General features: G+C 64.5%; 19 protein-coding genes. 13 read left to right on the top strand and 6 right to left on the bottom strand.

From position 1 onward, the window contains the following. A partial coding sequence (locus ACVOLI_RS17240) for a hypothetical protein (RefSeq protein WP_481615339.1) occupies nt 1–211 on the bottom strand: 211 nt, incomplete at its 3' end. On the opposite strand from ACVOLI_RS17240, the gene ACVOLI_RS17235 reads away from it, so the two are divergent. The 6 genes from ACVOLI_RS17235 to ACVOLI_RS17210 all read left to right on the top strand — a co-directional run bounded on the left by ACVOLI_RS17235 (nt 210) and on the right by ACVOLI_RS17210 (nt 6,211). Further along, complete coding sequence (locus ACVOLI_RS17235; protein ID WP_296246634.1) at nt 210–1,076, top strand: polysaccharide deacetylase family protein; 867 nt, start codon at nt 210–212, stop codon at nt 1,074–1,076. The genes ACVOLI_RS17240 and ACVOLI_RS17235 overlap by 2 nt on opposite strands. Then, nucleotides 1,073–1,927, top strand: coding sequence for an HpcH/HpaI aldolase/citrate lyase family protein (locus tag ACVOLI_RS17230; protein WP_481615338.1), 855 nt, complete (start codon nt 1,073–1,075; stop codon nt 1,925–1,927). Before ACVOLI_RS17235 ends, ACVOLI_RS17230 begins: the two co-directional genes overlap by 4 nt. Before the next feature lie 88 nt (nt 1,928–2,015). Further along, a complete protein-coding gene (locus tag ACVOLI_RS17225) occupies nt 2,016–2,534 on the top strand; it encodes a MaoC family dehydratase (RefSeq protein WP_057634054.1) in 519 nt (172 codons plus the stop codon). Nucleotides 2,535–2,543: 9 nt separating this feature from the next. Next, a complete protein-coding gene (locus ACVOLI_RS17220; protein ID WP_481615337.1) occupies nt 2,544–3,713 on the top strand; it encodes an acyl-CoA dehydrogenase family protein in 1,170 nt (389 codons plus the stop codon). Between the two features lie 187 nt (nt 3,714–3,900). Next, entirely contained in the window at nt 3,901–5,079 is a 1,179-nt protein-coding gene (locus tag ACVOLI_RS17215) for a CaiB/BaiF CoA transferase family protein (RefSeq protein ID WP_481615336.1), read from the top strand. 16 nt (nt 5,080–5,095) lie between these two features. Further along, nucleotides 5,096–6,211: a CaiB/BaiF CoA transferase family protein gene (locus ACVOLI_RS17210; protein ID WP_481615335.1), complete on the top strand. Its 1,116-nt coding sequence runs from the start codon at nt 5,096–5,098 to the stop codon at nt 6,209–6,211. Between the two features lie 89 nt (nt 6,212–6,300). Here the strand turns inward: ACVOLI_RS17210 and ACVOLI_RS17205 are convergent, their stop codons facing one another. Together ACVOLI_RS17205 and hrpB are read right to left on the bottom strand one after the other, a co-directional pair. Next, complete coding sequence (locus ACVOLI_RS17205) at nt 6,301–6,657, bottom strand: hypothetical protein (RefSeq protein ID WP_282268299.1); 357 nt, start codon at nt 6,655–6,657, stop codon at nt 6,301–6,303. Between the two features lie 322 nt (nt 6,658–6,979). Further along, nucleotides 6,980–9,613 carry an ATP-dependent helicase HrpB gene (gene hrpB, locus ACVOLI_RS17200; RefSeq protein WP_481615334.1) on the bottom strand — a complete coding sequence of 878 codons (2,634 nt, stop codon included), beginning with the start codon at nt 9,611–9,613 and terminating at the stop codon, nt 6,980–6,982. A gap of 220 nt (nt 9,614–9,833) precedes the next feature. On the opposite strand from hrpB, the gene ACVOLI_RS17195 reads away from it, so the two are divergent. Then, nucleotides 9,834–10,646 (top strand): TatD family hydrolase, encoded by an 813-nt coding sequence (locus tag ACVOLI_RS17195; protein ID WP_481615333.1) that lies wholly within the window; start codon nt 9,834–9,836, stop codon nt 10,644–10,646. Between the two features lie 4 nt (nt 10,647–10,650). On the opposite strand, the gene panE is transcribed toward ACVOLI_RS17195, so the two are convergent. The 3 genes from panE to ACVOLI_RS17180 form a co-directional block, all read right to left on the bottom strand. Beyond that, nucleotides 10,651–11,589 carry a 2-dehydropantoate 2-reductase gene (gene panE, locus ACVOLI_RS17190; protein ID WP_481615332.1) on the bottom strand — a complete coding sequence of 313 codons (939 nt, stop codon included), beginning with the start codon at nt 11,587–11,589 and terminating at the stop codon, nt 10,651–10,653. A 217-nt stretch (nt 11,590–11,806) separates the two neighbouring features. Beyond that, nucleotides 11,807–12,601, bottom strand: coding sequence for an ABC transporter permease (locus ACVOLI_RS17185; RefSeq protein WP_282272006.1), 795 nt, complete (start codon nt 12,599–12,601; stop codon nt 11,807–11,809). Further along, nucleotides 12,598–13,551, bottom strand: a complete 954-nt coding sequence (locus ACVOLI_RS17180) for an ABC transporter ATP-binding protein (protein WP_481615331.1) — start codon at nt 13,549–13,551, stop codon at nt 12,598–12,600. Before ACVOLI_RS17180 ends, ACVOLI_RS17185 begins: the two co-directional genes overlap by 4 nt. Nucleotides 13,552–13,688: 137 nt before the next feature. On the opposite strand from ACVOLI_RS17180, the gene ACVOLI_RS17175 reads away from it, so the two are divergent. The 6 genes from ACVOLI_RS17175 to ACVOLI_RS17150 all read left to right on the top strand — a co-directional run bounded on the left by ACVOLI_RS17175 (nt 13,689) and on the right by ACVOLI_RS17150 (nt 19,117). Next, nucleotides 13,689–14,399 (top strand): ferredoxin--NADP reductase, encoded by a 711-nt coding sequence (locus tag ACVOLI_RS17175; RefSeq protein ID WP_481615330.1) that lies wholly within the window; start codon nt 13,689–13,691, stop codon nt 14,397–14,399. A gap of 348 nt (nt 14,400–14,747) precedes the next feature. Further along, nucleotides 14,748–15,332 carry a hypothetical protein gene (locus ACVOLI_RS17170; RefSeq protein ID WP_481615329.1) on the top strand — a complete coding sequence of 195 codons (585 nt, stop codon included), beginning with the start codon at nt 14,748–14,750 and terminating at the stop codon, nt 15,330–15,332. A 9-nt stretch (nt 15,333–15,341) separates the two neighbouring features. Next, nucleotides 15,342–15,539, top strand: a complete 198-nt coding sequence (locus tag ACVOLI_RS17165; RefSeq protein WP_296246663.1) for a helix-turn-helix transcriptional regulator — start codon at nt 15,342–15,344, stop codon at nt 15,537–15,539. Nucleotides 15,540–15,606: 67 nt separating this feature from the next. Beyond that, nucleotides 15,607–17,142 (top strand): alpha/beta hydrolase, encoded by a 1,536-nt coding sequence (locus ACVOLI_RS17160; RefSeq protein WP_481615328.1) that lies wholly within the window; start codon nt 15,607–15,609, stop codon nt 17,140–17,142. Nucleotides 17,143–17,171: 29 nt separating this feature from the next. Continuing rightward, entirely contained in the window at nt 17,172–17,927 is a 756-nt protein-coding gene (locus ACVOLI_RS17155) for an ABC transporter ATP-binding protein (RefSeq protein ID WP_481615327.1), read from the top strand. Next, nucleotides 17,924–19,117, top strand: coding sequence for an ABC transporter permease (locus ACVOLI_RS17150; RefSeq protein WP_481615326.1), 1,194 nt, complete (start codon nt 17,924–17,926; stop codon nt 19,115–19,117). The genes ACVOLI_RS17155 and ACVOLI_RS17150 overlap by 4 nt, the downstream gene beginning before the upstream one ends. Nucleotides 19,118–19,350 lie beyond the last annotated feature (233 nt).

Here is a 19,350-nt window from a genome sequence, read left to right as displayed (position 1 = left end):
CGTCAAAGGCGAAAGGGCAAAGGCGAAGAACGAAGAGCGAAGAGCGAAGAGCGATTCCCGCCTTCGCGGGAATGACGGCATAAGGCAGAAGCAGCAAAGCAAAAGCAGAAAAGCACAAGCAGCAAAGCAGCAAAGCAAAGCAGCAAAGCAAAGCAGCAAAGCAAAGCAGCAACCCCACCACGCACCTCAACAACCGCACCGAGACCACCATGTCCAAACCCGCCTACCAGTGGCCCAACAATGCACGCCTGGCCTTGTCCGTGGTCGTCAATGTTGAAGAGCTGTCCGAGTACAACGTGGGCCAGGGTGACAAGATCACCGAGCCGGTGGACGAGCTGCACGTCACCCTGTCCAAGCCGGTGCGCAACTATGGCAACGAATCCAACTACCGCTACGGCGTCAACGAAGGCCATGCGCGCGTATCCGCGCTGCTGGACAGGTACAACGTCACCAGCACCTATACCGCTGCTGCAGTGTCGCTGGAGCGCGCACCGGAAATCGCCGACTACCTGCGTGGCAGCCGCCACGAAGTGTGTTCGCACGGTCACCGCTGGGTCCACCAGTTCCGCTTCAACGAGGAACAGGAGCGCCAGTTCATCCGCGACGCTGCCGACAGCATCGAGAAGACAACGGGCGCACGCCCGGTAGGTTGGCTGTCGCGTTACCTGCATACCGCTTCCACCCGCCGGCTGTTGCAGGAAGAAGGCTTCCTCTACCACATGGACGATTACTCGGCCGACGCGCCGTTCTGGGGCGATGTCGACGGCAGTGACAAGCCGATGATCGTGGTGCCGTACCAGCTCGACACCAATGACATGAAGATGTGGGTGGCGCCGTCCTACCTGCCCAAGGACTGGCTGGACTACGCCATCGACAGCTTCGACACGCTGTACACCGAAGGCGAGCACAGTCCAAAGGTGATGTCGTTGGGCCTGCACCTGCGCATCATCGGCCGCCCGGGTCGCATTGGTGCATTCGAGAAGTTCCTGCAATACGTCGCGCAGAAGCCAGGCACCTGGTACGCAACGCGTCGTCAGATCGCCGAACACTTTGCTTCACAGGTGGCTGCACCATGAGCGCCGCACTGAACAACCCGCGCCGCTGCCTGCTGTTCGTGCCGGGCTCGCGCCCGGAGCGCTACGCCAAGGCGGTGGCCACCGGTGCCGACCAGGTCTGCATCGATCTGGAAGACGCGGTTGCTCCGGCGGACAAGGAAAGCGCGCGGGCTTCGCTGTTCGCGTTTCTCGCGGAGGCGCAGGCTAGCCGTAGCGAAACCGGCCTGCGCATCAATCCCCTGTCTACCGAACTGGGGCAAGCGGATCTGAAGGCATTGGCGGCGTCAGGCTTGAATCCCGCTTTCGTGATGCTGCCAAAAGTCGAAACCGTGGCCGAACTGCAGCAGGCCGATGCTGCACTCGCCGGCATCGACACCGTGTTCATCGCACAGATCGAAACGCCGAAGGGTTTGCTGGATGCGCGCGCGCTGGTCAACGCCATTCCGCGTCTGCAGGCGCTGATGTTCGGTGGTTTCGACTACATCGTCGCGCTGCGTGGTCGTGCTGGCTGGGACAGCTTCTTCCACCCGCGCGTACAGTTGGCGACGATCGCCGCCGAAGCCGGCGTCGGCTGTCTCGACGTGCCATTCCTCGACATCAAGGACGAAGCCGGCCTGGTCAATGAAACCGACCACGTGATCGACCTTGGCTTTACCGCCAAGGCAGCGATCCATCCTGCCCAGGTCGATCCCATCCAAAGCCGCTTCCTGCCAACCGCCGCCGAATATGACCGCGCCCAGCGCGTGATCGCCGCCCTGGCCGCAAGCGGCGGCGAAGCCATCCAGCTCGACGGCAAGCTGGTGGATCGTCCCATCGAAATTGCCGCCGAACGCGCAATCGCACTCGGTGCACTTGGCGTACGCGCCGGCTGACCACAACGCTCCATTGAACGCCTGATCGCCCCCTCTTTGACCAAGCTGCGCCCAGCGCCAGCCCAACCCGCACCAAAAGGACATCGTCATGGTTCAGAACGTCAAGCAGATCTCCGAAAACCGCTTCCGCGAAACCTTCGGCCGCTACTACGAAGAGTTCAATGTCGGCGACATCTACGAGCACCGCCCGGGTCGCTCGATCACAGAGACCGACAACACCTGGTTCACCCTGCTGACGATGAACACCCATCCGATGCACTTCGACAAGGAATACGCCAAGGCGTCGGAGTTCGGCAAGGTCATCGTCTGCTCGCCATTCACCGTGGCGCTGATGGTCGGCATGAGCGTTACCGACGTCAGCCAGAAGGCCGTGGCCAACCTGGGCTGGAGCGAAATCAAGATGACCCATCCGCTGTTCGTCGGTGACACCCTGGTGGCCGAATCGGAAGTGCTGGAAAAGCGCGAATCCAAGTCGCGTCCGGGCGCTGGCATCGTCACCTGCCGTACCGATGGTTTCAACCAGGACGGCAAGCTTGTCTGCACCTTCAACCGCACCATGCTGATCGCAAAGCGCGGCCATTCGGTGGAAGACAAGGTCAACTACTGAGGCGCAATGATGAGCACCGAACCGGAACAGCTGTGGGGCCCTGAGGAAGAACAGGCGTTGCTGGATTCGATCGACCACTGGGTCGAGAAATCCGTTGCGCCAATCGCCCAGGAATACGATCAGGAAGACAAGTACCCGCATCACCTGGTCGAGGAGATGAAGGACCTCGGCCTGTTCGGTGCCACCATCTCGCCCGAATATGGCGGCCTGGGTTTGCCGGCGCGCATCTACGCCAAGATCGTGATCAAGGTGTCCTCGGTATGGATGGCGCCGACCGGCATCTTCAACTCGCACCTGATCATGGCCGCAGCCATCGAGCGTTGTGGCACCGAGGCGCAGAAGCGCACGTACCTGCCGCGCATGGCCACCGGCGAGCTGCGGGGTGCATTGGGCTTGACCGAGCCGAATGCCGGCACCGATCTGCAGGCAATCCGCACGGTCGCCAAGCGCGAGGGCGATCATTACGTCATCAACGGCGCCAAGACCTGGATCACCAATTCCATGTATGGCGACATGGTGCTGCTGCTGGTCAAGACCGACCCGGAGGCGCAGCCGCGCCACAAGGGCATGACCATGTTCATCGCCGAGAAGGGCGAGGGCTTCATTGTCGCCAAGAAACTGAAGAAGTCGGGTTACCGCGCCATCGATACTTGCGAGCTGGTGTTCCAGGACTACAAGGTGTCGGCTGACTGCATGCTCGGCGGCGTTGAAGGCCAGGGCTTCCAGCATGCGGTGGGTGGCCTGGAGTTGGGTCGCATCAATGTGGCGGCGCGCGGTTGCGGCATTGCCGAGGGCGCACTGCGCCTGTCGGTACGTTACGCGCAGGAGCGCATGACCTTCGGCAAGCCGATCGCCGAGCACCAGGCCATCCAGCTCAAGCTGGGCGAGATGGCCGCCAAGGTTGAAGCCTCCAAGCTGCTGATCGAGAGTGCGGCCAACGCTTATGACAAGGGCGAGCGCTGCGATATGGAAGCGGGCATGGCCAAGTACTTTGCCACCGAGACGGGCGCGTACTGCGCGCAGGAAGGAATGCGGATTTTTGGTGGCTACAGCTACTCGGTGGAATACGACATCGAGCGCTTCCACCGCGACGCGATGCTGATGTGCATTGGTGAAGGCACCAACGAAATGCAGCGCATCATCATCGCCAAGCAGCTGGTGGCAAGAAACAAGATCTGACGCTCAAAGCCCCTCTCCCACCGGGAGAGGGGTGAGGGTAAGGGTAAGGGCGAAGCCTGCTGGTACTGGTGGCGCCAACCCTCATCCGCCCCTTCGGGGCACCTTCTCCCGAAGGGAGAAGGGAGAAGGCATCCCTTCACCGCGGTCCTCAACCGCCGCGGTGCTTTTTACAAACCAGAGGCCACACATGAAAGACCTTCCCCTGCAGGGACTGCGCATCCTTGCCGTCGAACAGTACGGTGCTGGCCCCTATGGCTCGATGCATCTGGCCGACCTCGGCGCGGAGGTCATCAAGATCGAATCCCCTCCGGGCGGCGACGTGTCGCGGGCCACCGGCCCGTACTTCCTGGGCGAGGGCGACAGCCTGTTCTTCCAGACCTTCAATCTCAACAAGCGCTCGCTGCGACTGGACCTGAAGGCCGCCGAGGGCCGCGAGGTATTCGAGAAGCTGGTCGCCAGCGCCGACGCAGTGCTCAACAACCTGCGTGGTGACCAACCCGGCAAGCTCGGCCTGGACTACGCCACGCTCAGCCAGCTCAACCCGAAGATCGTCTGCGCCCACCTGTCCGCCTATGGGCGCGACAATGAGCGCGCCGCATGGCCGGGCTACGACTACCTGATGCAGGCCGAAGCCGGCTTCATGGCCTTGACCGGCGAGCCGGACGCGCCGCCGGCACGCTTCGGCCTGTCCATGGTCGACTTCATGACCGGCACCACGATGTCGATGGGCCTGCTCGCCGCCATCATCGGTGCGATGCGCACCGGCCTTGGTCGCGATGTGGATGTCAGCCTGTTCGATGTGGCCCTGCACCAGCTCAGCTACCCGGCCACCTGGTACCTCAACGAAGGTCACCGCACCGAGCGCCTGTCGCGCAGCGCACACCCGTCCACCGTACCCTGCCAGGTCTATCGCACCGCCGACGGCTGGGTGATGGTGATGTGCATGCTGGAGAAGTTCTGGCAGACCTTTGTCGAAGGCATCGGCAATCCGGCCTGGGCCGCCGAGCCGCGCTTCGCCAATTTCGGCGAGCGGCGCAAGGTGCGTGACGAGCTGACCGTGCTGGTCGACGCAATTCTCACCACTCAGCCCACCGCTTACTGGACGCAGAAGTTCGCCGGCCGTATTCCGATCGCGCCGGTGCTGGATATCGCCCAGGCGCTGGACAATCCCTATGTGCGCGATGTCGACATGCTGCAGGACGTCGAGCATGCACAGGGCACGCAGCGTCTGCTGCGCAACCCGATCAAGCTCGATGGCCAGCGCCTGAGTGGCAATGCCTGCCCGCCGCTCAACGCCGATGCCGATGCATTGCTGCGCGAGCTGGGCTACAACGATACAGACCGCGCACGCCTGCTCGGGGCATGAGGCAACGGAGTCGAAAATGAAACTCGAAGGTGTACGCGTACTCGATCTGTCGCTGTTCCTGCCTGGGCCGCACCTGACCATGGTGATGGCCGATCACGGTGCCGACGTGATCAAGATCGAGCCGCCCAGTGGTGAGCCGGTACGCGAGATCGGCTTGAAGCAGGCCGGTGTTTCCACCTGGTTCCGCAATACCCATCGCGGCAAGCGCTGCATCGTGCTGGATCTGAAAAGCGCGGATGGCAAGGCCGCATTCACCAGGTTGGTCGAGTGGGCCGATGTAGTGGTGGAAGCGTTCCGGCCCGGTGTGGCCCAGCGGCTTGGCATCGACTACGCCAGCTGCAAGGCGATCAACCCGAAGCTGGTCTACTGCTCGATCAGCGCCTTTGGCCAGACCGGGCCCAAGGTCAACCGGCCCGCACATGATCTCGCCATGCAGGCCGATACCGGGGTGGTCAGCCTGAACCGTGCGCCGGATGGCACGCCGGCGATGCCGCATATGCCGGTGGCCGACATGGCAGGCTCGCTGATGGCGCTCAACGGCATCCTGATGGCCTTGTTCCGCCGCGAACGCATGGGTGAGGGCGACTACATTGATCTGTCGATGCAGGACGCCTTGATGGCGTGGTTGCCGAACGTGCTGGGCCCGCCGTTTGCACTTGGCCGCGACCCGGTGGTCAAGGAAGAACGCAGCTGGGGCGGCAATGCGCTGTACAAGCTGTACCGTTGCGCCGACGACCGCTGGATCGCACTCGGCGGTGCCGAGCACAAGTTCGCCGAGAACCTGTTGAACGCGCTAGGCCGCGCCGATCTGATTCATCTCTGCCATCTGCCACCGGGCAGCGGTCAGGACCCGGTCAAGGCTTTCCTGGCCGAAACCTTTGCCCGCCGCACCTTGGTGGAGTGGACGCTGTTCCTGCACGACATCGACGTGTGCTGGGCACCGGTCAAGACGCTGACCGAAGCTTTCAATGATCCGCACACGCGTGCGCGCGAAATGGTCTGGACCGATGCACAGGGCGGAACCCACCTGGGCATACCGATCAAGTTCGCCAACGAACCGGGGCGTATCAATCCGCAGCTGGACGAAGTCGGTCAATCCACTGCAGCCGTACTGGCAGAACTAGGTCTCTAGCAAGCTGCGAGCTTTGCTCCCTCCCTTGCGCGAAGCGCAGGGGAGGGTCGGGGAGGGGTAGCTCTTGCCTCAAGCACCACCCAAAAAACTCAGGCGTCGCTACCGATATCGCTGGTCTCATCAGTCACGCTGGCTGCATGACGGCGACGCTGCGCGATCTGCCGCGACTTGGCCTCGATGGCCTCGTTGTCGCGCTTGTTCTTGCGGTACAGCGCATAGCCAATCAGGCCCAGGCCAACCGCCGCAACGGCGACAGTAGCGGTGGGATTGCGCTTGGCGACGCGGGTGACGGCACGGCCGCCGGTCTTCATCGCACCAATGGCGGCGCCGGTCTTGAGCCATTCGGCTGCGCTGGAACCACCGTGCTTGATGTTGCCACCGGCGCTGTTGACCAGTTCCAGTGCACGCTCCAGTGCCGGGCCGGTGATATCGCTGAACTTGCTCATGTGGGGACTCCATGTAGATGAGGGCCAGACCCCCATTCTTACCAGAGGGCCGTGTACGGGATGTTAGCCGGGAAGGGTTGGGCGTTGTTGTGGAAGGCTGAAGCGGGAGTAACGGTGGCGGCGAGCGTCAAAAGCTACCCCTCCCCAACCCTCCCCTGTGCTTCGCACAAGGGAGGGGGCAGAGCGGCTGCGCTGCTCTGACAGATTGCCAGGAGCCGCCCCCTCCCTTTGCCGTAGGCAAGGGGAGGGTTGGGGAGGGGTGCTGTTGCTGTTGCTTTTGCTCTCGCTTCCGCCTTTGCCCCAAAACCCAAGCAACCCCCAATCAAGTCCCCCGAGGCTTCGCCCTATGCGTCGCCGTAGCACTCCAGGGATCATCCGGCCACGGATGCCGTGGATAGCGCCCCTTCATTTCTTTCTTAACTTCGGCATAAGTGTTCTGCCAGAAATTGCGCAGGTCACCAGTCACCTGCAATGGCTTTCCACCCGGCGACAGCAGGTGCAACAGCAAGGGCACGCGCCCATCGGCAATACGCGGCGTATCGGCCAGGCCAAACAGCTCCTGCAACTTCACCGCCAGCACCGGCGGGCGCGGGCTGACGCCGTCGTCATCCAGCGCGTACTCGATGCGTCGCTCCATCCCCGAAGGCACGCTGATACGCGTCGGCGCATGACGATCCACCAGCTGCCGCTTGCTCCAGTCGATGCCGGACTTCAGCGCTTCGCCGAGCTCTTCCTCGGACAGGGCTTCCAGGCGTGTCTTGCCGTTGAAGGCTGGCAACAGCCAATCGTCCAACGTCTCCAACAGCGCCGCATCGGATAAGTCGGGCAGTTCGAGCTCCGGCATCCAGTGCCGCAGGCCCATCACCCGCCAGCGCAGTTGCTGCAGGTTCTCGGTCCATGGCAAGGCATCCAGGCCCAGTTCGCGGACCGCATCTGTCAGTGCGCGTGCAGCGCGTTGCGGGTCCACCTGTCCTGCCGGGCGGCTGTCCAGCACGATGCGCTCGAAGCTGCTTTCACGACGCGCTTCCAGTGCGCGCTTGGCGCTGTTCCAGCGCACCACGTCCTGCGTCTTGAAACGATCAGGAAAGTCACGGCGCAGCCGCTGTTCGTCCACCGGTGCCGCACGCAGGATCAGCGCATCGCGCGGGTCGTGGCGCAGTTCGCTGATCACCAGCCAGGGCTCGCCACGCAGGTCGCTGTTGTCGAACTGGCGTGCGCTGCGGCCATTGGCCAGCTGGTAGCGCTGCGGGTCGTTCGGGTGCTGGGTGGCGATGCGGTCGGGGAAGGCGTGGGCGAGAAGGTCGCCGAGTTCATGCGCTTCGATATCGGCTGGCGGCGTCGCATCACAGCGCAGGCGGCGGCGCCATTGCTTGGCCGCCGCATCGATGGCGGCCAAGCCACCGCGGTTGGCATCGTAAGGCGCGCGGCCATTGCGGAAGGCGGCAAGGGCGCGCCAACGCGCGGCCAGTGCGTCACCGCCTTGGCGCAGTGGATCGCGTGCTTCCAGTAGTGCGGCAACGTCGGCGGCCAACGCCTGCTCGCGCGGATTGCCTGCAGACAGCAGCATCGCCGCCATGCGCGGATGCGTGCCCATCGCCAGCATGCGCTTGCCCAGCGCGGTGATGGTGTTATCGGCGCTCAAGGCGCCCAGCCGCTGCAGTAGTTCGCGCGCGGCCGACAAGGCGCCGCTCGGAGGTGGATCGACGAAGCGCAGCGCGTCACTGCCCCAGGCCGCCAGTTCCAGCGCCAGACCGGCCAGCTCCACCTGGGCCATCTCCGGACGTCGCTGTGGCTCCAGCCGCTGTGATTGCGGCCACAGCCGCCACGCCCAACCGGAAGCAACGCGGCCGGCACGACCGGCGCGCTGGTCGGCCGAAGCCTGCGAGATGGCCACCGCATCCAGTCGCGAGAAGCCACTATTGGGGTCGTAGCGCGGCTCGCGTGCCAAGCCGGCATCGATCACCACGCGTACGCCGGGCAGGGTGACCGAGGATTCTGCGACATTGGTGGCCAGCACCACCCGGCGGCGGCCGTCGGGATCGGGCTGCAGCACGCGGGTTTGTTGTTCGATTGGCAGTTCGCCGTGGAGGGGGAGGACGTCATAGCCTTCTCCCGCCGGGAGAAGAGCCTGTCCCCGCGAAGGCGGGGATGGCCGAGCGTCGGATGAGGGTGCGGGTGAAGCCTCATGCAATTGGGCAGTGCGGGTGGCTGCGCCACTTACCCTCTCCCCAACCCCTCCCCCGGAGGGGGAGGGGCTCAAAGCAGCCTGCACCCTGGTTATCTCCCGCTGCCCCGGCAGGAACACCAGCACGTCGCCAGGATGCTCGGCCAGCGCCTGTTCCACCGCGCGCCGGGCCTGGGCTTCCAACGTCTCGTCGCGCCGTGCCGGGAAATGACTTATCTCCACCGGATAGCTGCGGCCTTCGCTGGACAGCCGCGGCGCATCCAGGAACTGCGCCAGCCGTTCACCATCCAGCGTCGCCGACATCACCACGATGCGCAGGTCGTCGCGCAGTTGCGATTGCACGTCCAGCGCCAAGGCCAGGCCAAGATCGGCGGACAGATGGCGCTCGTGGAATTCGTCGAACAGCAGTGCGCCCACGCCTTCCAGCAGCGGGTCGTCCTGCAGCATGCGGGTCAGGATGCCTTCGGTGACCACCTCGATGCGGGTACGCGCCGAAACCTTGTTCTCGAAGCGGATGCGGTAACCGACGGTCTCGCCGACCGGCTCGCCCAGCTGCTTGGCCATGAAGGTGGCGGCACTGCGCGCGGCGACCCGGCGCGGTTCCAGCATGATGATCTTGCCGTCCTGCAGCCACGGCGCTTCCAGCAGCGCCAACGGCACCTGGGTGGTCTTGCCGGCGCCGGGCGGTGCTTCCAGCACCAGTCGCGTGTGCGCGGCCAGCTGCTGGAGGATGTCGGGGAGCAGCGGAGTGATGGGGAATGCTATTGCCATTGCAGCATTGTAGAAGCCGCGCGCCAGATGCGTCGCTGGCAACCGTAGCCCGGGTAAGCGCAGCGCACCCGGGGCTCTGCGCATGGCATCCGACGAATCCGCGAAACGCCCCCGGGTGCGCTGCGCTTACGCGGGCTACGGGGTTCCGTTCATGCTGTACAGGGCTCGCCCGCGGGCAAACCTCTACAATTCACCTTTCCGCCTCACCACACCCAGCTCAATGCAACTGATCGACATCGGCGCCAACCTCACCCACGAATCCTTTGATCGCGACATCGACGCGGTGCTGGAGCGCGCGCGCGCGGCCGGCGTGGTGCAGATGGTGATCACCGGTGCCAGCCGCGAGCACTCGCCGATGGCCTTGGCGCTGGCGCAACGACACCCCGGTTTCCTCTACGCCACGGCTGGCGTGCATCCGCACCACGCCAGCGAGTACACCGACGAATGCGATGCGGAAATGCGTGCGTTGCACACGCATCCGGAGGTGGTGGCAGTGGGTGAGTGTGGCCTGGATTTCAACCGCGATTTCTCGCCGCGGCCGTCCCAGCGCAAGGCCTTCGAGCGGCAGCTGCAGATCGCCAGCGAGAACGGCAAGCCCTTGTTCCTGCACCAGCGCGATGCGCACGATGACTTCATCGCGATGATGAAGAACTTCGACGGCAAGCTCGGCCCGGCGGTGGTGCATTGTTTCACCGCCGAGCGCCGCGAACTGTTCGATTACCTGGACCGTGATTGGTATATCGGCATCACGGGTTGGCTGTGCGATGAGCGCCGTGGCGCGCACCTGCGTGAGCTGGTCAAGCACATCCCGGCCGAGCGATTGATGATCGAGACCGATGCGCCGTACCTGCTGCCGCGCACGATGCGGCCGCTGCCCAAGGACCGCCGCAACGAGCCGGCGTTCCTGTCGCATATCGTCGAGGAACTGGCACGCGATCGTGGCGAAGATGTGGCGGTCACCGCTGCCAACGCTACCGCCGCGACCCGTGCCTTCTTCCGCCTGCCGCCGGGCAGACGGCAGGCTTTAGGCTGAAACCTCAAGCGGCGCGCTGCGCCTCGTAGGCCTGCAGGTGGCAGTAGGCTGCCTGCAGCAGCGGTGCTGATTGCCCGGCGGCAAGTGCACGGCCCAGCATGTCGCCGACGATGTGTGCGGCTTCCACGCGCTGCCCGGCTTCCAGATCACGCAGCATCGATGCCTTGATCGGCGAGCCGGGTCTGGTGATGGCGCCCAGTGCGATTTCCTGTGCCTTGGCGGGGATCGGCTGCCCGGCCTGCGCGGCGACCGCCAGGCATTCGGCGTACAGGGCCTGCATGAAGGCGGTGCCGTGATCGCTGGCAACGATGCTGCCGACATCGGCGCGCATCAGGCAGGTGCCGGCCGCCAGCGCGGTCAGGAAGGTGTACTTGATCCATTGTTCCTGGGCGATATCGGCTGAGGCGACATGGTCGATGCCGGCCTGTTCGCAGGCCTTGGCCAATGCAGCGACGCGTGCGCTGTCGGTTGCGCCATCGCGCTCGCCGAAGGTGATCTTCGCTGGCTTGTCCAGGTGCAGCACCGCGCCGTCCTCGGCCTTGGTTGCGCTGATGAAGCACAGGCCGCCAAGTACGTTTGCACGGCCGAAGCGCGCATCCAGCGCAGCGTAGTGACGCAGGCCGTTGAGGATCGGCAACACGGTGGTGTTGGCGCCAACCGCAGCTGCGATGGCCTCGATCGAGCTGTCCAGGTCATAGGCCTTGCAGCTGAGGATGACCAGGTCGAAGGGCTGATCCCTGGCCAGTTGCGGCAGGGCATCGGCAGTGACATGGGCGACCGGGAATGCGGCGTCACCAAGCGGACTGCGGATCACCAGGCCATCGCGATCCAGTTGCGCAGCGCGGTTGGCGCGCACCAGGAAGGTGACATCAACGCCGGCCTGCGCCAGCCGACCACCAAAGTAACCACCGGTACCACCGGCACCGAGAATCAGGATGCGCATCAGCTTGGATATCCATCGACAAAGGGGAGTGAAGACATCATAGGTGTTGCTGCCGCGGATGTTGTGGGAGCGGCGTGAGCCGCGAAGCTTTGCCCCCTCCCTTTGCCGCAGGCAAGGGGAGGGTTGGGGAGGGGTGCTTTGCGCTGTTGATCTATCGGCTTCGCGGCTTACGCCGCTCCTACAAAAGCAAAAAAAAGGCGCCTTTCGGCGCCTTCTTTCAGCTACGCAGGCCTACGCCCCGGCGCAGCAGCCACAGGGCCAATGCGGTGAGCGCGGCAACAAAGCCCAGCATCAACGCATAGGAGACCCACAACGGCACGTCGCTGCTGCCAAGCAGGCCGTAACGGAACGCGTTGACCATGTAGAAGATCGGATTGGCATGCGTCATCGCCTGCGCCCAACCCGGCAACAAGGTCACCGAGTAGAACACGCCGCCCAGGTAGGTCAGCGGGGTCAGGATGAAGGTCGGCACGATCGCCACGTCATCGAACTTCTTCGCATAGACGGCATTGATGAAGCCGGCCAGCGAGAAGATGGTCGCGCCCAGCAGCACCGTGGTCAGCGTCACCAGCGGATGCGGGATGCGCACGGGGGTGAAGAACATGGCGATGATCAGCACGATCACGCCAACCATCAGGCCACGCAACACGGCGCCGGCCACATAGCCCCACAGGATCACCCAGTTCGGCATCGGGCTGACCAGCAGTTCCTCGACATGGCGGCCGAACTTGGCGCCGAAGAACGAGGAGCTGATGTTGCCGTAGCTGTTCTGGATCACGCTCATCATCACCAGGCCCGGCACGATGAACTGCATGTAGCTGTAGCCGCCCATCTGCCCGATCTTGGAGCCGATCAGGCCGCCGAAGATCAGGAAGTACAGGGTCATGGTGATCGCCGGCGGCACCAGGGTCTGGCCCCAGATGCGCAGGATGCGGTTGACCTCGCGACGAACGATGGTGCCCAGCGCCACCCAGTTGCGGCTGCTGTCGGTCACGGGAACGGGGGTACTCATGCTGCGGTGTTCTCCAGGTTGCCGGTGAGGCGCACGAACAGCTCCTCCAGGCGGTTGCTCTTGGTACGCATCGAGCGCACGCGGATGCCGGCGGCATTCAGGGCGTCGAAGACTCGGTTCAAATCCATCGCACGCGGCATGTCCAGGTCCAGCGTATGCGCGTCGGTGGCGACCAGGGTGGCGCCTTCGATCTGCGGCAGCTGGGCAGGCAGCTCACCGTCGATGTCGAACAGGAAGCCTTCCACATCGAGCTTGGCCAGCAGGCCGCGCATCGGGCCCTGCTCGACGATCTGGCCGTGGTTGATGATGGCCAGGTTGCGGCACAGCTGCTCGGCCTCTTCCAGGTAATGCGTGGTGAGGATGATGGTGGTGCCGGCGGCGTTGATCTCCTGCAGCGTCTTCCACATGTCGCGGCGGATCTCGATATCCACGCCTGCGGTGGGCTCGTCGAGGATCAGCAGGCGCGGCTGGGTCATCATCGCGCGGGCGATCATCAGCCGGCGCTTCATGCCCCCGGACAGGGTGCGGCTCATCATCTGCGCCTTGTTCCACAGATGCGCGCGCTTGAGCTCCTGCTCGGCGCGGGCCTCGGCCTCGGCACGCGGGATCCCGTAGAAGCCGGCGTAGTTGACCAGGATGTCGAAGGGCTTCTCGAACAGGTTGAAGTTGATTTCCTGCGGCACCAGCCCGATCAGGCGCATGGTCGCGCTGCGGTTGGCCACCAGGTCACTGCCGAACACCTGCACCTGGCCTTCGCTCAGGTTCACCAGTGAAGAAACGATGCCGATCAGGGTCGACTTGCCAGCGCCGTTGGGGCCGAGCAGGGCGAAGAAGTCGCCGGGGGCGACTTCCAGCGACACGCCCTTCAGCGCCTGGACGCCGTTGTCATAGGTCTTGCGCAGGTCGGTGATGCGCAGGGCGGCTGCGCCGGGAGGGGTACGGGAGTCCAATCTGTGGCCTTCGCGCCGGGTACAGGCGTCGGATAAGTGCAGGCGGCTATTATAGAAGGCCCCGTGGTCCATACCCGGTTACACACTGTTCCCCTCCTGTGCCAATCCAATTCCCCCTCAAGCTGGTCGGCAGCCGCATGCTGGCCCCCAGCGTCGGTCACTACCAGTTCGTCCGTGACGACGGCCAGCCGCTGGATTTCCTGCCCGGCCAGTTCATTCAGGTCCATTTCGACTACGCCGACGGCACCGCAACCAAGCGCAGCTACTCCTTGGCCACCATCCATGACCACGCGATGGGCCCGGGCGAGGCGGTGGATATCGCGGTCAGCTTCGTGCCCGGCGGTGCTGCCACCGCGCTGTTCGAGGGCCTGAAGGCCGGCGACCACATCAGCGGCAGCGGCCCGTTCGGTCGTTTCTGCCTGCAGCCGGGTGACCACAATGGCCGCTACCTGCTGATCGCCACCGGCACCGGCGTCACCCCGTACCGCTCGATGTTGCCGCAGCTGCGCACGGCGATGCTCGAGCGTGGCGTGGAAGTGGTGCTGCTGCAGGGTGCGCGGACCCCCGAAGAACTGCTCTACAGCGACGACTTCTACGCGTTTGCGGCCGCCAATCCGGGCTTCCGCTACCTGCCCTGCCTGTCGCGCGAACTGCCGGAAAACCCGCATGCCGACGTCCGCAAGGGCTATGTGCAGCAGCAATTGGCCGAAATCGCGCCGGACCCGACCCGCGATATCGCCTACCTGTGCGGCAATCCGGACATGGTCGATACCTGCGTGGAAGCGCTGAAGGAAGCCGGTCTGCCGATGCCGCAGATCCGCCGCGAGAAGTACGTCAGCAGCAAATGATGGCTGGCGGCTACCAGGCCGCCACCGCAATAGTTGATCCGGCCTGTGTGGCCGCTGGTTTGATGTTGATCCATGTGAAGGCGCGATCCTTGTGGTCGCGCCTTTGTTCGTCATGGGCGCTGCTTTGACCGACTGGCCTGTGCAACCGGTCGCCGGCTGGCTTGCTTGTCTGTAAAGGTCGCTTGACAGCCGGACCCGGCTGACTTCAGGATGTGTCAAGCGTGCTTTACAGGAGTTGGCCATGCGTCATTGCAGGTTTCTTGTTTGTTTCGCGGCGACGGGCTCCGTTGCCCGCCGCTGTGCTGTTGTACCGTCCGGCTCGCGGCAGCAGCTGCAAGGGGCCGAGCGATGAGCCGCAATCTTTGGACGGTCGGCATGCTGATTGCCGCCGCTGCATTCACCTTGGTCGCATGCGCGCTACTGCTCTGGCAGCCGATGGGCGTGTCGCAGCAAGTCATCGGCATCCTGTTTGGTATCGCCCTGGGTCTGGCAATCGCGGCACTGCTGCGCCGGCTGATGCCCGATGGCTGCGATGCCGCCCCGGCCAAGCTGCGCAAGCGCTATACCCGCGAGGTGATGCTGGCCATGACCGGCTATGTGGTGTTGCTGGTGCTGTCGATCCTGCTGCTCAAGCGGGTCGAGGACGGCCTGCTGCGCGCCTTGATCGCCTTGCTGCCGGTGCCGCCGATGATGCTGGTGCTGCGGGCGATGATCCGCTACATCCGCGATGTCGATGAGCTGCAGCAGCGCATCGAGCTGGAGGCGGTGAGCTTCGCCACGGCATTCATTTCGCTGGTATACCTGACAGGGGGCTTTCTGCAGTCGGCCAAGGTCATCGATGTGCCGTCCAACGTGGCGATGATCTGGGTGTTTCCCTTGGTATGCCTGTCGTACGGGCTGGCCAAGGGTGTTGTCGCGCGGCGTTACCACTGAGCCGCGACGATGGATAACCGATTGCGCGAGCTGCGCGAGGCCAGGGGCTGGTCGCAAGGCGAATTGGCCGAGCAGTTGGAGGTATCCCGGCAGACCATCAATGCGTTGGAGACCGGCAAGTACGATCCCAGCCTGCCGCTGGCCTTCCGCATCGCCCGTCTGTACGAAAGCCGGATCGAAGAAATTTTCTTTCCTGATGTCACATAGCTGCCGCGCCCGCGTCTGGATGCAGGTAGACCCGTTTTCTTTTCAACTGTGAGGGGCTGTTCCGATGATGTCCCGTAAGACCCAAACCATCCTCGCCCTGGCCGTGATCGCCGGCATCGTCGGTTACCGCCTGGTGCGGTCAACCGATACGCCTGCGTCAGCGCCTGCCGCGGCCGGCGCCACCGATGTAGCGGCCGTAGCCAGCAAGCCGCAGACGCTTGGCAGCTTGAACTTCCAACCCTGCAGCCTGAGCTCGGCCGGCAGCCGCGACAGCCTGGAAGCACAGTGCACCACGCTGGAAGTGCCTGAAGACCGGGCAAACCCGCAGGGCCGCAAGATCAGTTTGAACATCGCCTGGGTTGCCCCGGAGAAGGAAAGCGATCTGCAGCCAGACCCGGTGTTCTTTCTTGCAGGCGGACCGGGCCAGGCCGCGGTCGCCACCTACCCGCAGGTGGATGCGGCGTTCTCCGAAGTGCGCAAGCACCGCAACGTGATCCTGGTCGACCAGCGCGGCACCGGCAAATCCAACCTGCTGGCCTGTGATACGCCGGACGATGCCGATTTCACCGCAGCGTCGATGCAGGCAGCGGCGCAGAACTGCGCCACCCAGCTGTCGCAGAAGGCGGATCTGCGTTTCTACACCACCACCGAAGCGGTGGCGGATCTGGATGCGGTGCGCCAGGCCATCGGTGCGAGCCAGATCAACCTGGTCGGTGTCAGCTACGGCACCCGCGTGGCCCAGCAGTACGCCGTGCGCCATCCGCAGGCCACGCGCAGCATCGTGCTCGACTCGGTGGTGCCGAACAGCCTGCAGCTGGGCAATATCTTCGCGCGCAACCTGGATGATGCACTGGCGCTGCAGTTCGCCCAATGCACCAAGACCGCCTCGTGCAAGGACAAGCTGGGTGATCCACGTGCCGAGCTGGACACTTTGCTGGCCAAGCTGCGCGCGCAGCCGGTGACGGTGCAGTACCGCGACGCCAGCACCGGCGAACAGCAGCAAGGCGAGCTGCGTGCCGAAACCGTTGCTGGCCTGGTGCGCATGTACGCCTACATGCCGGCAGCCGGCGCGCTGTTGCCCAAGCTCATCCATGAAGCCAATGGCGGCCGCTACGACAACCTGATGGCGCTGACGCAGATGCTGCAGGGCGAGATGAAGGATGCCATGGCGATGGGCATGCAGCTGTCGGTGGTGTGCAGCGAAGACAAGGAAGGCATGGTCGCCAACGGTGCCGATGCGGACACCGTGCTCGGCAACCAGATGGCCGAAGCCATGGGCGCGATGTGCGCCAGCTGGCCCAAGGGCACGGCACCGGCCGACTTCCACACGCCGCTGGCCGGCAAGGTGCCGACGCTGGTGCTGGAAGGCGAGTTCGATCCGGTCACGCCGCCGCGCTATGGCGAGGAAGTGGTCAAGCATCTGGATAACGCGCGCCTGTTCGTGCTACGCGGCCAGGGCCACAACGTGATCGGCGCGGGCTGCATGCCCAAGCTGTTCGCGCAGTTCATCGAGAAGACCGACCCGAAGGCGCTCGACGGTGCCTGCCTGGAAAAACTCAACTACGTGCCGCCGTTCACCAGCTTCAATGGCTGGGAACCGTGACATCACCGCATCACTGAGGAACCGCTTACATGATCGTTGCAGAACGACTTCGCAAGACCTTCCCCGGCAGGGGCAAGGACAAGACGCCGGTGATTGCCGTGGATGACGTGGGCTTCACCGCCCATGATGGCCAGATCACCGGTCTGCTCGGCCCCAATGGCGCCGGTAAGACCACCACGCTGCGCATGCTGTACACCTTGATGACGCCGGAAAGCGGCCGCGTGCTGGTCGATGGCGTCGACGCCGCCATCGACCCCAACGCAGTGCGCCGCAGCCTTGGTGTGTTGCCGGATGCACGTGGCGTGTACAAGCGCCTCACCGCCCGCGAGAACATCGACTACTTCGGTGAACTGCATGGCATGAGTTCGGCCGCCATCGTCGAGCGCACCGCGCGCCTGGCCAAGGCGCTGCAGATGGAGGATTTCCTCGATCGTGCCACCGAAGGTTTCAGCCAGGGCCAGCGTACCAAGACCGCAATCGCCCGCGCGCTGATCCATGATCCGCGCAACGTCATCCTCGACGAGCCGACCAACGGTCTGGACGTGATGACCACCCGTGGCCTGCGTGGCTTCCTCAAGGAGCTGCGTGAGGAAGGCCGCTGCGTGATCTTCTCCAGCCACATCATGCAGGAGGTCGCCGCGCTGTGTGACCGCATCGTGATCGTCGCGCAGGGCAGGGTGGTTGCCCAGGGCACGCCGGATGAGCTGCGCGAGCAGGCCCATGAGACCAACCTGGAAGACGCGTTCGTGAAACTGATCGGCAGCGAGGAGGGCCTGCACGCATGAGCCAGACTGGATATTTCCGCGCCATCTTCACGGTGATGCGCAAGGAGCTACGCGACTTCGCCCGCGACCGCCGCACCTTCCTGTTGACCCTGCTGACCGCACCGTTGCTGTATCCGTTGCTGTTCCTGGGCATGAACAAGCTCACCAACCTGCGTGCCGAGACGCAGCTGGAAAAGGACTTGAGCATCCCGGTGGTGGGCATCGCCCGTGCCCCGAACCTGGTCGCCTTCCTGGCCAGCCGCGGCATCAATGCCACCGAAGCGCCGGCTGACTATGAAGCACTGATCCGCAGCCAGCGCGAAGACCTGGCCTTGGTGATCGACGAGAACTTCGCCACCGATTGGCAGGCCGGCAAGCCGGCCAAGGTGGAGATCGTCGCCGACACCACGCGCCGTACCGGCGATGTGCAGATCGCACGCGTACGCAATGTGCTGACGGCCTACGGGCAATCGGTGGGCGCCTTGCGCTTGCTGGCACGTGGCGTCAATCCGATGGTGGCCGCACCGGTCAATGTCGGCACCCGCGATCTGGCAACGGCCGAAGCCAAGCGCGGCATCTTCCTGTCGGTGGTGCTGCCGCTGGTGCTGATGCTGTTCGCCTTCATCGGCGGTTCGCATCTGGCCATGGACACCACCGCCGGTGAACGTGAGCGGCAGTCGCTGGAGCCCTTGCTGGCGACGCCGGCAGCACGCGGTGCGTTGGTCAGCGGCAAGATGCTGGCAGCAGTGTTGCTGGGCCTGGCGTCGATGTTGCTGATCCTGGTCTCGTTCAAGATCAGCGCCAGCATTGGCGGTGGCGCGGCGCGCTCGCTGGACGTGAGCTTCGCGGCGATGGGCAAGCTGCTGGTGATCCTGCTGCCGCTGGTGCTGATCGGCACCGCCCTGCTGACCTGCCTGTCGGCCAGCTCCAAGAGCATGAAGGAAGCGCAGAGCCACATGGTCTGGCTGATGTTGCTGCCGATGCTGCCGGGCTACGCACTGATGGCCTACCCGCTGAAGGACACCCAGCTGTGGCAGTACGCGGTGCCGTTCCTGTCGCAGAACCAGATGCTGGTGAAGGTCACACGTGGCGAGATGCCATCGGCCACGCAGTGGGCGGTATACCTGGGTGCCTCGGTGTTGCTGGCAGTGCTGCTGTGGGCGGTAGCGGTATGGCGTTATCGCCAGGAGCGCCTGGCAATCTCCGGCTGATAGCGTTTTTCCTGTAGTGCCGAGCCATGCTCGGCATGCGGAACGAAGCAGCAATGTTTCAGATATACAAAGGCCCGGATCACTCCGGGCCTTTGCTTTTGCTCCACCTGTAGTGGGGGGGGGGGGGGGGGGGGGGGGGGGGGGGGGGGGGGGGGGGGGGGGGGGGGGGGGGGGGCGCGGGGCGAAGGAGGGCGACGGCGGGGGGGGGGGGGGGGGGGGCGGCGGGGGGGGGG

The organism is Stenotrophomonas sp. STEN029 (assembly GCF_056760015.1).
The sequence above is the reverse complement of the archived record's forward strand: the minus strand, read 5'-3'. Positions and strand labels throughout refer to the sequence as shown.